The sequence below is a fragment of the Actinoplanes sp. NPDC049265 genome (assembly GCF_043197135.1).
Taxonomy (GTDB): domain Bacteria; phylum Actinomycetota; class Actinomycetes; order Mycobacteriales; family Micromonosporaceae; genus Actinoplanes.
In genome coordinates this window covers 102,488-116,255 of the sequence record NZ_JBICSP010000001.1, presented here as the reverse complement: position 1 = coordinate 116,255, position 13,768 = coordinate 102,488, and the positions used below count along the sequence as shown (strand labels likewise).

The following is a 13,768-nucleotide window of genomic DNA, read 5'->3' as shown; positions in this document are numbered from 1 at the left end:
CTCAGACATACGGGTTGAAGTTCTGCGCCGCCATCAGGAACCAGGCGGTCGCCCCGACGTGCTGCCGCTGGAAGTAGCCGAACGCGAAGCCGGTGTCGAACGCGCTCGTCGCCGCCACGATGCCCGACTTGTCGGGCAGGGCGGTGCCGGCCCAGTTGGCCTCGGAGAGCATGCCGTCCTGCGGGTCGGTGGTCCGGCCCACGGTCTGCCCGGCGCCGACCTTGCGCTGCGCCACCACCGTCTCGGCCAGCAGCCGCTTGGCCACGGCCCGGTCCCCGGTGCCCTTGCGGGTGAGCAGGGCCAGCGCCGTGTGCCCGTTGCCCTCGAGCCAGACCGCGTCGCGGTTGTTCGGCACGTCGCTGCCGGGCACCGCGCCGGTCAGGATCTTGGCCTGCGACGAGAACGTGACACCGGATATCCGTACCGCGCCGTCGGTGTTCCACAGGTTGCCGATCACCCAGTCCAGGGCGGCGTCGAAGCGCCGGTCGCCCATCCCCAGGACCGACCAGGTCTGAACGTCCTCCGGGACGTTCCCGCTGTTGATCAGGTTGGGGTCCTCGCCCGGGTTGCCGCCCAGCGTGCCGGTCCACAGGAAGCGGTCGGCCGGGTTCCACATGTTTCGGACGAAGCCCGCCGCCACCGTCGCCCGATGCGTCCAGCGCCGGTCCCGGGTCAGCTTGGCCAGCAACGTGAACAGGGCGTGTGCGTCGATGTTGTGCTCGGTCGAGCACCAGGCCTGCGGGGTGACGCCGTCCGCCTGAAGGCCGCCGTGGTAGCCGCCGTGCGCGTACCCGGACTCCCGCTCGGCGATCCACCCACCCAGCGCGACCGCACCGTCGAGGTATTTCTTGATGCGCGTGTCGACGTAGAGCTGCGCCAGCGCCAGACCGGTCCAGGCCATGTCGCCGACCGACGAGCCGCCGAAGCCGTACGGCCACAGGAACGCCGCCTTGCCGTCCTCCCGCTTCAGCCCCGGGAAGTAGGCGCCGCCGCCGTAGAACCGCATCGGCCCCGCCGCGTAGGCCTGCCGCACCCGCCCGTCCGCGAAGGCCTCGTCGTTGGCCTGGGCCCAGAGGAACGCGTCGCCGATCAGCCGGGCCCGGCGCACGTTGGCCACGCTCGGATTGGCCAGGTAGGCCAGCGTGGCCAGGGCGTTGTCGTAGACGAAGGCGGCGGTCATCAGGCCGCTCTCGTTGTTGTACGACTGCAGCAGCCGGGGCTCGGCGCCCTTGAGGTAGGCGTCCTGCACCACGTCGAGGTAGCGGTAGGCGCGGGCGACCGGCCCCGACAGCGACGGGTCGACCAGGTGGCGGGGCCGGTCGGAGCTGGCCGAGGCGGGGTCGGCGGGCAGCGCGCCCGCGGTCACCGTGGCGGCTGCGGCCGCGGCCGGGAACGCCAGCAGGCGCCGCCGGGAAACGGGCACGGACGTGACCGAGAAGGTCGCTGGCATGTGGGGGGCCTTTGTGAGAGCGCTCTCTGGGGACGACATATTGAAACTCCTCAGTCACTCAATGGCAATCCCCACAGGTGGAGAGCTTTTAAATTCAGAATCCTCATTTACCCGCGTCCGTCGGGGTACGGACCGTATGCTCCCGCGGGCACCGGGCGAGGGGCCCACCTGACGGTGCCCCTCGCCCTTCCGGGTCCGTGCGCGCAAGCCCCCAGTGGTAGCCCCGCGCGGCACAGCGGTCCTGGACGGCGCCCAGGGCTACCACTGTTTTCGGGTGGTAGGGGCGGGCGGTGGGTCGGGCTTGGATGGCGCCCGGGGCTACGACTGTCGGGCGGGCCGGGCGCAGTGGCCGCGAGTGGGCATCGTCGCCGCCCTGGCGACCCCGCGCCAAGAGCACTCCGAGAACGAGGTGGTAGCCGCGCGCGGCATCGGCCCGGCGGATGCCGCGCGCGGCTACCACTGGGGTCAGACGGCGGCGTCGGTGATGTCGCCGAGGGCGGTGGCGGCCAGGTCGTCGCGGATCGTGGCGCCGTCGCCCTCCACGACCAGGGTCAGGCCGGCCGGGTGGAGATGCGCGGCGGACGCGGCCGAGACCTGGTCGACCGTGGCGTCCAGATATTGCCGGCGCAGGGTCGCGTGGTAGTCGTCGGGCAGATCGTGGATCACCAGGGTGGCCAGGGCGGACAGGATCGAGCCAGGGGTCTGCATCTCGACCGACAGCTGACCGGCCCGCCACGAACGGGCCACAGCCAGCTCGTCCTCGGTGACGCCCTCGTCCTTCGTACGCGTGATCTCGCCGACCGTGTCGACCAGAGCCGGGGCCGTCACCGCGGTCTGCACCGCCGACGACACCCCGAACCGGCCGAACCGGCGGGTCATCGCGAAGTCGCCCCGAATGCCGTAGGTGTAGCCCTTGACCTCGCGGATCAGATGATTGAGCCGGGACGTGAAGGCCCCGCCGAGCACGGTCGCGGCCAGCGTGATCGGCACGTAGTCGGGATGGGCCCGATGCGGCGCCCGGTGACCGAGCCGCAGCGTCGACTGCACCGAACCGGGCCGATCGACCAGGATCAGCTTGCGCCGGTCGGCGATCGGCACGTCCAGCGGCGACTCGGCGGCGGCCGGATCGCCCGACGTACCACCGAAGGCCAGCTCACCCAGCGCCGTCAGGTCGAGCTGGTCCAGGTCGCCGGCGACCAGCAGGACGCCCGGGCGGCGCAGCCGGGCGGCGTGGAAGGCCAGCACGTCGTCGGCCGTCACCGCGGCCACCGACGTAGGATCGCCGTGCGGCGGGCGGCCATACCGCTCGTCCGCCCCGAACAGGTCGCCGCGCAGGGCCGCGTCGGCCCGAGGGCCGGGCTGGGCCCAGTCCATGCGCAGCGCGGTCACCTCGTCGTCGCGGACCCGGGACACGTCGGCCGGGTCGAGCCGCGGCGTGCGTACCGCCTCGGCCAGCAGCTCGACCGCGCCGGGGAGCAGGGCCACCGGTACCGAGACGCCGGCCCGGAACGAGTCCCAGTCGACCGCGGCGCTGAGCTCGGCGCCCAGCCGTTCCAGGGCCAGGGCGAAGCCGGCCGAGTCGCGCCGGGCGGTGCCCTCCTCCAGGGACTTGGCCAGGATGGTGGCGGTGCCCTCGCGGCCGGCCGGCTCGTGCACGGCGCCGGCGTCGAGGAGCAGGGCGGCGTACGCGAGGCGCTGGCCGGGCAGATGCGCGGCGACCACCAGGCCGCCGGCGACCGGGGTGCGAACCACATTCGGGAAGGAGTACGGACGGGCGGCGCCCGAGCCGGGCCGGGTGGCGACGAGAGTCACGACTGTTCTCCTGGCAGGTAGGTGAGGGTGACCCGGGACGAGGGCTGGAGGGCGGACAGCACGTCGTTGATGTCGTCGCTGTTCACGTTCTGCCAGCCCGGCAGCCGGTAGGCCGCCGCGCCCGCGTCGCCGAACTGGGTCGCGTACCGGCCCAGAGTGTCGGCGCGACCGCCGACTGTGGACATCTGCCGCCACCACGAGGTGGTCAGCAGCGCTTTGGCCCGCTCCAGCTCGGCCTCGGTGACCGGCTCGGTGGCGAGACCGTCGAGGACCTCGGTCACGCCCTCCTCCAGCACGGTGGCCTCGACGCCGTCCTTGGCCGTGGCCGTGATGATCAGCGGGGCCGGCGCGTGGGCCAGGTCGACGCCGTACGCGCCGACGTAGTCCGGTTGGGCGATCCGCTTGCCGTCGGCCAGGCGCTGGTAGAGCCGGCTGCCCCGCCCGCTGCCGAGGACCGTGGAGAGCACGGTGACCGCGTCGTAGGCGGCCGTGCCGAACGGATGCGTGCGGTGCGACAGATAGATGCGTGGCGCCGGCACCGCCCCCACCACCGTCTCGCGGCGCGGCTCGGTGGCCGGGCCGGCCAGGTAGCTGTGCGGCGCCGGCGGGATGTCGGACACCGGCTCGAGCGCCCCGAAATATTTGTCGGCCAACGCGAACACCTCGTCCGGTGAGGCGTCACCGGCCACCGTGAGGACGGCGTTGTTGGGCGCGTAGTAGCTCTGGTGGAACGCCTGGAACGTCTCCAGCGCGGCGGCGTTCAGGTCTTCCATCGACCCGATGGTCGAGTGGTGGTACGGGTGCCCCGGCGGGTACAGCAACGGCAACAGGCGCAGCCAGGCGTCGCCGTAGGGCACATTCTCGTACCGCTGCCGCCGCTCGTTCTTCACCACCTCGCGCTGATTGTCCAGCGTCTCCTGGGTGAGCGCGGGCACCAGCCCGCCCATCCGGTCGGCCTCCAGCCACAGCGCCAGCTCGAGATGCTCGGACGGCAACGTCTCGAAGTAGTTGGTCCGGTCCGGGTTGGTGGTCGCGTTGAGCGAGCCGCCGTTGCCCTGCACCGCGCGCATGTGCTCGGTCTTGGGCACGTGCACCGACCCTTCGAACATCAGGTGCTCGAAGAGGTGCGCGAAGCCGGTCTGCCCGGCCGGCTCGTGGCGGGAGCCGACGTCGTACCAGAGGTTGACGCAGACCACCGGATTGCTGCGATCCTCGCTGACCACGACCCGCAGGCCGTTGTCGAGGCGTCTGGTAACGATGGGCCACGGATAGCCGGTTTCCACCGGCGCGGTTTGCGACGTCACGCCGACCAGTATTCCCTGGGTCCGCCTGTGCCGTCCTTCGTCACGTCTTCGGTTCCACCTGGTGCCCTGGTGGTCCAGCAGCCGGAGGGCCGATTTCCGGTGGCTCGAGCCGACGCTGTTCGAGGTCGGGCGCGTCCTCGAATCGGTGCCGCTGCCCGCCGGCGCGGCCGGCGCCACTCACCTTCCACTTCGGACGGTCGGCGACTGGATCGCCCCACGTGCACCCCCTTCCACCGGGTCGGCGGCAACTCGTCTTGAGGGCCAGATGCCGCGGGTCCACCGGCGCTGGGCGTGGCGTCACGACGGGGGGCGGTTGTCCACAGGGCGGCGGGGGGGCGATCTTGGTGGCGGGACGGCGGCGTGAGTGCGATGCTGGGGCCCGTGCCTGATGACGTCCGCGTGAGTGATCGACTGACGATCCCGGCTGCGGAGTTGGCGTGGCGGTTCTCCCGGTCCAGCGGGCCCGGCGGTCAAGGGGTCAACACCACTGATTCGCGGGTCGAGTTGTCGTGGGATGTCGCCGGGTCGGAAGTGTTGCCGCCCTCGGTGCGGGAGCGGGCGGTGGAACGGCTCGGGGCCCGGCTGGTGCAGGGGGTGCTGACTGTGACGGCGTCCGAGCATCGGTCGCAGCTGCGCAATCGGGAGGCGGCCGCCGCTCGGCTGGCGGGGCTGGTCGCGGGAGCGATCGCGCCGCCGCCCAAGGCTCGGCGGGCGACGCGGCCGTCGCGTGGTTCGGTCGAGCGCCGGATCGCCGAGAAGAAGCGGCGCGGCGAGACCAAACGCAACCGTCGCGCCTACCCGGACTGAGCGTGAGTTTCGGGGTGGGGGTCCGGCGCGCGGAGAACCCGGACACCCATGTGCGGCTGCATCGGCGTTATCCGGTGGAGGCGGGGGCGTCGATGCTTCGGCTGGCCGGGGAACTGGACGAATTCCTGCCCGGCCCTGAAAGCCGGAGGTTGCGGACGCCACGGTCGGGCTGGGGTGAGCACGACATCAGCCCGGACGCGGGCGCAACGGCCGGGACCGGCCGGCTAGGCCGCCGCGGCATTGGGGACTTTGTGTTCGGCGTACCCGTCTAATGGTTGTGCGGAGCGACGGCGAGACGGTTGGCCTCGGCGGCTTCGGGGCCCATCAGCTCGTCGCAGACGCGGATCAGGCGGGCGCGCAGACCTGCCGCGCGCCGGGCGAACTCGCGTTGCCGGGCGATGTACTCAGCCTTGCCCTCGGCGGTTTCGATCTTCACGGCGGGCTGGCCGTAGCTGGTCAGATCGTAGGGCGACGCCTGCATGTCGAGTAGGCGGATGTCGCCGGCCAGGGCGAAGCAGTCCAGGGCGAGGGCGCCGGGGACGGCGGGGCCGAGTTTGGACGCCCACTTGTGGCAGTCCATGGCGGCGTGCAGGCAGCCGGGCTGGTCGAGGTCGACCTGGGTGGCGCGGGTCGGCTGCAGGCGGTTCAGGCCGACCGCCTCGGGGGTGAAGAAGCGGAACGCGTCGAAGTGGGTGCAGCGGATCGGGTGGCGTTCGACCACCTCGTCGGTGGCGGCCTGGCCCAGGCGTAGCGGTAGGGGATGGCGGTGCTCGGGCTGGCGGTAGACCATCGCCCACTCGTGCAGGCCGAAGCAGCCGGTGAACACGGGGCGGGACGCGGTCGCGGTGAGCAGGCCGTGGATGTAGCGGACGCTCTCGCCGCGGGCCTGAAGGAACGCCTTGGTGTCCAACGTCACCACACCGTCGGGGTATGTGCTGTACCACTTCCAGCCGGCCTGGGGCGGGACGGCGCCGGGGCCGGTGGCCAGGCCGGTGCCCACTCCGGGATGCCAGCGGCGGAGCTGGGCCGGGCGGGTGCCGTAGTAGTCGTACAGGAAGTCCTCGATCGCGTGTTTCTCGCCGCGAGCCTTGCGGGCGCGTTGGCCGGCCGTCATCTGGTCGGCGCGCTCGGCGTGGGCCTGGGCAAGCGGCACCCACGTCTGCGGCGGCAGCGTGGTGGTGAGCACCCAGCCAGCGTAGCTATTACGGGCGCGTAGGTTGAGGAGGCGTACAGGCTTTCGAGGGATGGGGTATTCGGTGCGTTTTGCTCGCTTTGTGCACGCAAGCGGGGTGTCGTTCGGGGTCGTCGAGGGGTCTGACAAAGGGCTGACCGTCTCCGAGATCGGCAGCCTGCCGTTCGAGGAGGTGCGCTTCACGGGGCAGCGCTGGGCCCTGGCCGACGTACGCCTGCTCGCCCCGATCTTCTCCAGCAAGGTGATCGGCATCGGCCGCAACTACGCCGACCACGCCAAGGAGCTGGGTAACGAGTTGCCCAAGGAGCCACTGATCTTCATCAAGCCGTCGACCACGGTGATCGGCCCGAACGACGCGATCCGGCTGCCCTCGGTGTCGACGCAGGTCGAGCATGAGGCCGAACTGGCCGTGGTGATCGGCGCGACCGGTGCCCGCCGGGTGGACCGGGCCGGCGCCGAGAAGGCGATCTTCGGCTACACCGTCGGCAACGACGTGACCGCCCGTGACCTGCAGCGTTCCGACCCACAGTGGACCCGGGCCAAGGGCTTCGACTCGTTCTGCCCGCTCGGTCCGTGGATCGTCACCGACCTCGACGTCAGCGATCTGGAGGTGCGGTGCGAGGTCGGCCGCAACCCGGAGGCGATGGAGGTGCGCCAGCTCGGCCGGACCAAGGACATGATCTTCGACGTACCGACCCTGGTGTCCTACGTCTCGCACGTGATGACGCTGCTGCCGGGCGACGTGATCCTGACCGGCACCCCGGCCGGCGTGGGGCCGATCACCACCGGTGACACGGTCACGTGCACGGTCCAGGGCATCGGCTCGATCAACAACCCGGTGGTCACGCTGGACTGATCCCGTCCAGGATCAGACCCAGACCATAGGCGTACGCGGCATCCGCCTGCTCGTCCGGTCCGTCGGTGAACTTCCCGGCGTTCCACAGGCCGGTCATCGTCGGGTGCCGTTCCACGTCGAACCAGTCTTCCCACAGCCGGGCCCGGTGCAGCCACCATTCGTCGGTCGACTGCCCGCTGGCCCGGCGTACCAACTCGTTCTCGGCCACGCCGCGCGCCGCCGCCGTCACGAACATCTGGATCGTGACGGCGGCGGTGTTCACCTGCTCGGGCCGGGCCGCGCGGGCCACGCAGGACAGCACGTACTCGCGTTCGGCGAGCATGCCGGGCCCGATCGGCGGCCGGATCTGGGAGACCTGGGCCAGCCAGGGATGGGCGGCGTACACGGCCCGGGTCCGGTCGGCGTAGAGCATCACCTGGTCGCGCCAGTGCGTGGGCCGTGGGTCGTCGGGGCCGGGCAGCTCACGGCCGAGCAACACGCCGTCGATCATCAGGTCGACCAGCTCGTCGTGCGACGGGACGTAGCTGTAGAGGGTCATCGTGCCGACGCCGAGGTCGTCGGCCAGCCGGGCCATCGACGTCGCCTCCAGCCCGCCCTCGTCGGCCAGCCTGATCGCGGCGGTCACCACGGCGTCGACGGTCAGCTTCGGCGGCCGGCCGGTGCGTGCGGGCTTCGTCCGCCGCCAGAGCAGCGGCAGGATCCGGTCGGGGTCGCGTTGGAGGACATCGCCGCCGTGGCCGCGCGGGTGCTCCTGGACGGTGGCCATCCCGGGGTCTCGTACGAGCTGACCGGCCCGGCCGCGCTGACCCGGCGGGACCGGGTGGCCCAGCTCGGCGCCGCTCTGGGCCGTGAACTGCGTTACATCGACCTGCCGCTTTCCGAGGCGGTCGACCACTACGCGCCGTCCATGGGACGGGAGGCCGCGGCCTGGTATTTCGGGGACCTTCAGGCGCTGGCCGAGCACCCGCGGCGGCCCGTGCCGACGGTCTCCAAGGTGCTGGGGCGGCCGGCGACAACCTTCGCCGATTGGGCCCGTCGCCACGCGGATCTCTTCCGACCTGGGCAAATCGGCTGACGGTAACCCGATTTGGCGGGCACCATGGGCTCAGGTAGAGTTCAGACCCGGCACGGCGAGACCGTGCCGATGGGGTATGGGGTAATTGGCAGCCCGACTGATTCTGGTTCAGTTAGTCTAGGTTCGAGTCCTGGTACCCCAGCGCAAGACGTTCCCGCAAAGGAGCGCCGGTGCTGGATCTGATAGGTTCTACACCGTCGTTCGGAGCGAGAACGGCAGTCCTGGCCCCGTCGTCTAGCGGCCTAGGACGCCGCCCTCTCAAGGCGGTAGCGAGGGTTCGAATCCCTTCGGGGCTACAAAGCGGTTCGGTCCGCGGTCGAAACTGACCGCGGACCGTTTTCGTTTCCGCCGACGCTAGTCCGGCCCCGAATGCCGCTCGCGCCTACCACTGGGTTGGCGGTGGTAGGTCCCTCCCGGGTTGTGGAGCCGGATTTGCGGTGATCGGCTCTCGCGGTGCGAGAGTGGGCGGGTGGACATTCAGGTGCGGCGGGTGGACTTCGGCTATTTCGTGCGGCCCGGATCGGAGACCGTGGACGGCGCGGCGCGGGTCGAGCCGGTGCTCGGCTGTCTGATCGACCACCCGGACGGCGTGCTGCTGGTCGACAGCGGCATGGGCACGCATCCGTGGGTCGAGGACCACTACCGGCCGACGCGGGTCGCGCTGCCCGAGGCGGTCGCGCGGGCCGGTTCCACGATCGACGACATCCGGTACGTGACCAACTGCCATCTGCACTTCGACCACTGCGGCGGAAACCCGTCGCTGCCCGGACGTCCCGTCTTCACCCAGGCGACCGAGCTCGAGGTGGCCCGCAACGTCACCGGCCACACGCTGCCCGAGCTGGTCGATCCGCCCGGCCTGAAGCACGTCGAACTCGACGGCGAGGCCGAGGTGCTGCCGGGCGTACACGTCATCCCCACGCCGGGCCATACGGCCGGCCATCAGTCGGTGGTGGTGCGCCAGAACGACGGATCGATCATCGTGGCCGGGCAGAGCCACGACAATGCCTCGCTGTTCACCTACGACGTGCTGGGCGTACGGGCGGGCGAGGGCACGCCGCCGCCGTGGCTGAGCCGGCTGCTGGAGTTCGACCCGAGGCGGATCGTCTTCGCGCATGACAATGCCGAGTGGACGCCGGCGTGACGGGCTGGTGGCTGGGCCGCGGCGCCGATCCCGAACGGTTCCGCCGGCACATCGCCGAACGGCTCGACGTCGAGATCGTCTATCTGGGCGCCGATTCCCGGTCCTGCCACCAAGCACTTCACTGGTAGCTCAGGGCGCCGCCGAAGGCGCTGATACCGCCCGGTCCTACCGAGGGCTTCGGTGGTAGCTCCTTCGGTGGTAGGCCGGGGCGGGATCAGAGGCCGGAGAGGCGCTGGCCGGCGCGGACGACGGCCATGGCGTGACGTTCGCCGGGGCGGCGGCCGAGTCGCTCGATCGGACCGCTTATCGAGATGGACGCGATGACCCGGCCCGTCCGGTCGCGGATCGGGGCGGACACGCTGGCCACGCCCGCCTCCCGTTCGGCCACGCTCTGGGCCCAGCCGCGGCGGCGAACCTCGGCGAGCGTCCTGCCCGTGAACTTGCACCGGGGCAGCAACGGCATCACGGCCTCGGGCGGTTCCCAGGCCAGCAGGATCTGGGCGGCCGAGCCGGCGGTCATCGGCAGCACCGAGCCGATCGGGACGGTGTCACGTAGACCGCTGGCGCGTTCGGCCGCGGCGACACAGATGCGTTCGTCAGCACGACGCAAGTAGAGTTGAGCACTCTCCCCGGTCGCGTCCCGCAATGCGGACAGCAGCGGTTCCGCGGCGGTCAGCAGGACGTCCGGGGCGGCGTTGGCCAGCTCCCCGAGACGGGGGCCGGGGCGCCAGCGGCCCTGGGTGTCGCGGACCAGCATCCGATGGATCTCCAACGCCTGGGCCAGGCGATGTGCGGTCGCCCGGGGCAGTTTCGTCCGGTCGACGAGCTCGGCCAGGCTGGCGCCGTCGACGCAGGCGGCCAGGATCACCACCGCCTTGTCGAGAACGCCGACACCGCTCATACTGTGTCCCACAAGCCGAAACATACCTCCCAGAATTTAGGATGTCCAGATGGTGGGAGTCACGCCAACAAAGCCGAGGACCCTGGCCGAGAAGGTCTGGGACGACCACGTCGTACGGTCCGCCGAAGGCGAGCCCGACCTGCTCTACATCGACCTTCACCTGCTGCACGAGGTGACCAGCCCGCAGGCGTTCGACGGGCTGCGGATGGCGGGTCGCGGCGTTCGGCGGGTCGACCTCACGCTGGCGACCGAGGACCACAACACGCCTACGGGGTACGACGACCCGTCCTCCAACACCCGCCGCGGTGACCTGCTGACCATCACCGACACGGTGTCCCGCACGCAGATCGAGACGCTGCGCAAGAACTGCGCCGAGTTCGGCGTGCAGATCCGCTCGCTCGGGCACGAGGAGCAGGGCATCGTCCACGTGATCGGGCCGCAGCTCGGCCTCACCCAGCCGGGCCTGACGATCGTCTGCGGCGACTCGCACACCGCGACCCACGGCGCGTTCGGCGCGCTGGCCTTCGGCATCGGCACCAGCGAGGTCGAGCACGTGCTGGCGACACAGACGCTGCCGCAGGCCAAGCCGAAGACGATGGCCGTCACGGTCACCGGCGAGCTGCGGCCGGGGGTGACCGCCAAGGACCTCATCCTGGCGCTGATCACCCAGGTCGGCACCGGCGGTGGCAACGGCCACATCGTGGAGTACCGCGGCGAGGCCATCCGCAAGCTCTCCATGGAGGGCCGGATGACCATCTGCAACATGTCGATCGAGTGGGGCGCCAAGGCCGGCATGATCGCGCCGGACGAGACCACGTTCGCCTATCTGGAGGGCAAGCAGCACGCCCCCGCGGGCGCCGACTGGGACGCCGCCGTGGACTATTGGAAGTCGCTGGTCACCGACGAGGGCGCCGAGTACGACACCGAGGTGATCCTGGACGCGTCGGCGATCAGCCCGTTCGTCACCTGGGGCACCAACCCGGGGCAGGGCGCGGCGCTCGACGGCGCGGTACCGGACCCGGAGGATTTCGTCGACGAGGTCGAGCGCAACGCCGCCCGTCGCGCCCTGGAATACATGGACCTGGCGCCCGGCACGCCGCTCAAGGACGTCCCGGTCGACGTGGTCTTCGTCGGTTCGTGCACCAACGGCCGGCTGGAAGATCTGCGGGCCGCCGCCGACGTGCTGCGCGGCCACCAGGTGCACCAGGGCGTCCGGATGATGATCGTGCCGGGGTCGTACCAGGTGCGCGAGGCGGCCGAGGCCGAAGGGCTGGACAAGGTCTTCACCGAGGCCGGCGCCGAGTGGCGGTTCGCGGGCTGCTCCATGTGTCTGGGCATGAACCCGGACACGCTCGACCCGGGGCAGCGCGCCGCCTCCACGTCCAACCGCAACTTCGAGGGCCGGCAGGGCAAGGGCGGGCGTACCCATCTGGTCTCGCCGCAGGTCGCCGCAGCCACCGCCGTCACCGGAAAACTGGCCGCGCCGGCCGACCTGAAGGGCTGAGAGAGATGGACAAGTTCACGAGTCTCACTGGCACCGTGCTGCCGCTGCGCCGCTCTGATGTGGACACCGACCAGATCATCCCGGCGGTCTACCTCAAGCGGGTCACCCGCACCGGCTTCGAGGACGGGCTGTTCCGGGCCTGGCGCGACGACCAGTCGTTCGTCCTGAACAACCCGGCCTACACCGGCGCCACGATCCTGGTCGCCGGCCCCAACTTCGGCACCGGCTCGTCCCGGCAGCACGCCGTCTGGGCGCTGCGCGACTGGGGCTTCAAGGTCGTCATCGCCCCGCGCTTCGGCGACATCTTCCGTGGCAACGCCCTCAAGGAGGGTCTGCTGCCGGTGCAGCTGGAGCTGAAGGCCGTGGAAGCCCTGTGGGAGATGGCCGAGAGCGAGCCGCAGAAGCGGATCACGGTCGACCTGGGCGCCCGCGAGGTGCGCGTGGACGATGCCGTCTGGACCTTCCCGATCGACGATTTCAGCCGCTGGCGGCTGATGGAAGGCCTCGACGACATCGGACTGACCCTGCGACACGAGGACACGATCACCTCGTACGAGCAAACCCGACCTGGTTTCAAACCCGTCACCGTCTAGGCCGAAAACCCTAGTCAGAACTGCCTTTTCGCCCCCTCCGGATCCCCCGGCGGGGGCGAATTCCTTGTGACACAACGATTTTTTTTATGCAGATGTTTGTGTCTGCTGGTCAGAGGGCATACGGTGCGGCCAGAATGGCTCGCATTGGGCCGATGATGCAGGTTCACGACTGTGGAGAGCATGTGCACCCACGCACCGGGGCGAGCGCCGAGGTGGTTGTGAGCCCGTGTCAGTTCTCACGATCGGGAGGAAAACCGTGAACAAGGCCGAGCTCATCGAGGCGCTCGCTGCCCGCCTGGGCGACCGGAAGACAGCGACAGCGGCGCTGGATGCGGTCATCAGCGAGGTGGAGAACGCCGTCACCAAGGGCGACCGGGTCGCCATCACCGGCTTCGGTGTCTTCGAGAAGCGGGCACGCAACGCGCGTACCGCCCGGAATCCGCGCACCGGCGAACCGGTGAAGGTGAAGAAGACATCCGTGCCCGCCTTCAAGCCGGGCACGGCTTTCCGGGAGATGGTCGCCAGCGGCAAGGTCGCCAAGGCGGTCGCCGCGAAGAAGACGACGGCCACCAAGGCCACCGCGACCAAGGCCACCGCGACCAAGGCGGCGCCGGCCAAGACGGCGGCGGCGACCAAGGCCACCGCGGCCAAGAAGACGACGGCCACCAAGGCCACGGCCACCAAGGCCACCGCGACCAAGGCGGCCGCGGCCAAGAAGACGACGGCCACGGCGGCGCGGAAGACGGCCGCCACCAAGGCCGCACCGACCAAGGCGGCCGCCACCAAGACGGCGGCGGCGAAGAAGACGACGGCCACGGCGGCGAAGAAGACCACCGCGACCAAGGCGGCGCCGGCCAAGACGACCGCCGCCAAGAAGACGACGGCGGCCAAGTCGACGGCCACCAAGGCCACGGCGGCAAAGTCGGCGCCGGCCAAGAAGGCGGCGGCCACCAAGTCCACGGCCGCCAAGAAGACCACGGCGCGCAAGACCACGGCGGCCACGGCCCGGACCACTCCGGCGGCGAAGGCCACGACCGCACGCGCCACCACCGCTCGCAAGACCGCCAAGTAAGGGGTCTGAGCGCTCCGCTGAGAAACGAAAGGCGTCCACCCGTACGGTGGACGCCTTTCGT

The 13,768-nt window shown here is 70.7% G+C and carries 15 protein-coding genes and 2 tRNA genes; 11 read left to right on the top strand and 6 right to left on the bottom strand.

From position 1 onward, the window contains the following. Position 1: 1 nt before the first annotated feature. The 3 genes from ACGFIO_RS00580 to ACGFIO_RS00570 form a co-directional block, all read right to left on the bottom strand. The gene (locus ACGFIO_RS00580) at positions 2-1,450 is read right to left on the bottom strand and encodes a hypothetical protein (protein WP_392820173.1); all 1,449 of its coding nucleotides are present in this window, start codon (positions 1,448-1,450) and stop codon (positions 2-4) included. Between the two features lie 465 nt (positions 1,451-1,915). Further along, the gene (locus ACGFIO_RS00575; protein ID WP_392820171.1) at positions 1,916-3,262 is read right to left on the bottom strand and encodes a M16 family metallopeptidase; all 1,347 of its coding nucleotides are present in this window, start codon (positions 3,260-3,262) and stop codon (positions 1,916-1,918) included. After that, the gene (locus tag ACGFIO_RS00570; protein WP_392820168.1) at positions 3,259-4,566 is read right to left on the bottom strand and encodes a M16 family metallopeptidase; all 1,308 of its coding nucleotides are present in this window, start codon (positions 4,564-4,566) and stop codon (positions 3,259-3,261) included. The genes ACGFIO_RS00575 and ACGFIO_RS00570 overlap by 4 nt, the downstream gene beginning before the upstream one ends. 369 nt (positions 4,567-4,935) lie before the next feature. On the opposite strand from ACGFIO_RS00570, the gene arfB reads away from it, so the two are divergent. Continuing rightward, positions 4,936-5,373, top strand: coding sequence for an alternative ribosome rescue aminoacyl-tRNA hydrolase ArfB (arfB, locus tag ACGFIO_RS00565; protein WP_392822505.1), 438 nt, complete (start codon positions 4,936-4,938; stop codon positions 5,371-5,373). 2 nt (positions 5,374-5,375) lie between these two features. Next, a complete protein-coding gene (locus tag ACGFIO_RS00560; RefSeq protein ID WP_392820166.1) occupies positions 5,376-5,645 on the top strand; it encodes a hypothetical protein in 270 nt (89 codons plus the stop codon). On the opposite strand, the gene ACGFIO_RS00555 is transcribed toward ACGFIO_RS00560, so the two are convergent. Continuing rightward, positions 5,642-6,559, bottom strand: coding sequence for a 3-methyladenine DNA glycosylase (locus ACGFIO_RS00555; protein WP_392820164.1), 918 nt, complete (start codon positions 6,557-6,559; stop codon positions 5,642-5,644). The two genes, ACGFIO_RS00560 and ACGFIO_RS00555, sit on opposite strands and share 4 nt — an antisense overlap. A 70-nt stretch (positions 6,560-6,629) precedes the next feature. Here ACGFIO_RS00555 and ACGFIO_RS00550 point away from each other — a divergent pair, with 70 nt between their 5' ends. After that, complete coding sequence (locus tag ACGFIO_RS00550; protein ID WP_392820162.1) at positions 6,630-7,421, top strand: fumarylacetoacetate hydrolase family protein; 792 nt, start codon at positions 6,630-6,632, stop codon at positions 7,419-7,421. Here ACGFIO_RS00550 and ACGFIO_RS00545 read toward each other — a convergent pair. Then, positions 7,408-8,187, bottom strand: coding sequence for a TetR/AcrR family transcriptional regulator (locus ACGFIO_RS00545; protein ID WP_392820160.1), 780 nt, complete (start codon positions 8,185-8,187; stop codon positions 7,408-7,410). The two genes, ACGFIO_RS00550 and ACGFIO_RS00545, sit on opposite strands and share 14 nt — an antisense overlap. Between ACGFIO_RS00545 and ACGFIO_RS00540 the strand changes: the two genes are divergently transcribed. The 5 genes from ACGFIO_RS00540 to ACGFIO_RS00520 all read left to right on the top strand — a co-directional run bounded on the left by ACGFIO_RS00540 (position 8,155) and on the right by ACGFIO_RS00520 (position 9,765). Then, a complete protein-coding gene (locus tag ACGFIO_RS00540; protein ID WP_392820158.1) occupies positions 8,155-8,496 on the top strand; it encodes a hypothetical protein in 342 nt (113 codons plus the stop codon). The two genes, ACGFIO_RS00545 and ACGFIO_RS00540, sit on opposite strands and share 33 nt — an antisense overlap. A 70-nt stretch (positions 8,497-8,566) precedes the next feature. After that, positions 8,567-8,638, top strand: a tRNA-Gln gene (locus ACGFIO_RS00535). A gap of 81 nt (positions 8,639-8,719) precedes the next feature. Then, positions 8,720-8,792: transfer RNA gene (locus ACGFIO_RS00530), tRNA-Glu, on the top strand. 173 nt (positions 8,793-8,965) lie between these two features. Next, entirely contained in the window at positions 8,966-9,637 is a 672-nt protein-coding gene (locus ACGFIO_RS00525) for an MBL fold metallo-hydrolase (RefSeq protein WP_392820155.1), read from the top strand. Next, a complete protein-coding gene (locus ACGFIO_RS00520) occupies positions 9,634-9,765 on the top strand; it encodes a hypothetical protein (protein WP_392820154.1) in 132 nt (43 codons plus the stop codon). The genes ACGFIO_RS00525 and ACGFIO_RS00520 overlap by 4 nt, the downstream gene beginning before the upstream one ends. A gap of 86 nt (positions 9,766-9,851) precedes the next feature. Here ACGFIO_RS00520 and ACGFIO_RS00515 read toward each other — a convergent pair whose 3' ends face one another. Further along, positions 9,852-10,538 (bottom strand): IclR family transcriptional regulator, encoded by a 687-nt coding sequence (locus ACGFIO_RS00515; protein ID WP_392820152.1) that lies wholly within the window; start codon positions 10,536-10,538, stop codon positions 9,852-9,854. A 49-nt stretch (positions 10,539-10,587) separates the two neighbouring features. Between ACGFIO_RS00515 and leuC the strand changes: the two genes are divergently transcribed. The 3 genes from leuC (at position 10,588) to ACGFIO_RS00500 (ending at position 13,707) form a co-directional block, all read left to right on the top strand. Next, positions 10,588-12,042: a 3-isopropylmalate dehydratase large subunit gene (gene leuC / locus ACGFIO_RS00510; RefSeq protein WP_392820150.1), complete on the top strand. Its 1,455-nt coding sequence runs from the start codon at positions 10,588-10,590 to the stop codon at positions 12,040-12,042. A gap of 5 nt (positions 12,043-12,047) precedes the next feature. After that, positions 12,048-12,635 carry a 3-isopropylmalate dehydratase small subunit gene (gene leuD, locus ACGFIO_RS00505; RefSeq protein WP_392820148.1) on the top strand — a complete coding sequence of 196 codons (588 nt, stop codon included), beginning with the start codon at positions 12,048-12,050 and terminating at the stop codon, positions 12,633-12,635. A 256-nt stretch (positions 12,636-12,891) separates the two neighbouring features. Beyond that, positions 12,892-13,707 carry an HU family DNA-binding protein gene (locus ACGFIO_RS00500; RefSeq protein ID WP_392820146.1) on the top strand — a complete coding sequence of 272 codons (816 nt, stop codon included), beginning with the start codon at positions 12,892-12,894 and terminating at the stop codon, positions 13,705-13,707. The last annotated feature ends 61 nt before the right edge of the window (positions 13,708-13,768 follow it).

What these genes read in the sequence shown, in the direction of transcription:
- ACGFIO_RS00580 (WP_392820173.1), bottom strand. Translation starts at nt 1,450, where the DNA reads ATGCCAGCGACCTTCTCGGTCACGTCCGTGCCCGTTTCCCGGCGGCGC.
- arfB (WP_392822505.1), top strand. Translation starts at nt 4,936, where the DNA reads ATGCTGGGGCCCGTGCCTGATGACGTCCGCGTGAGTGATCGACTGACG.
- ACGFIO_RS00545 (WP_392820160.1), bottom strand. Translation starts at nt 8,187, where the DNA reads ATGGCCACCGTCCAGGAGCACCCGCGCGGCCACGGCGGCGATGTCCTC.
- ACGFIO_RS00515 (WP_392820152.1), bottom strand. Translation starts at nt 10,538, where the DNA reads ATGAGCGGTGTCGGCGTTCTCGACAAGGCGGTGGTGATCCTGGCCGCC.
- leuC (WP_392820150.1), top strand. Translation starts at nt 10,588, where the DNA reads ATGGTGGGAGTCACGCCAACAAAGCCGAGGACCCTGGCCGAGAAGGTC.
- leuD (WP_392820148.1), top strand. Translation starts at nt 12,048, where the DNA reads ATGGACAAGTTCACGAGTCTCACTGGCACCGTGCTGCCGCTGCGCCGC.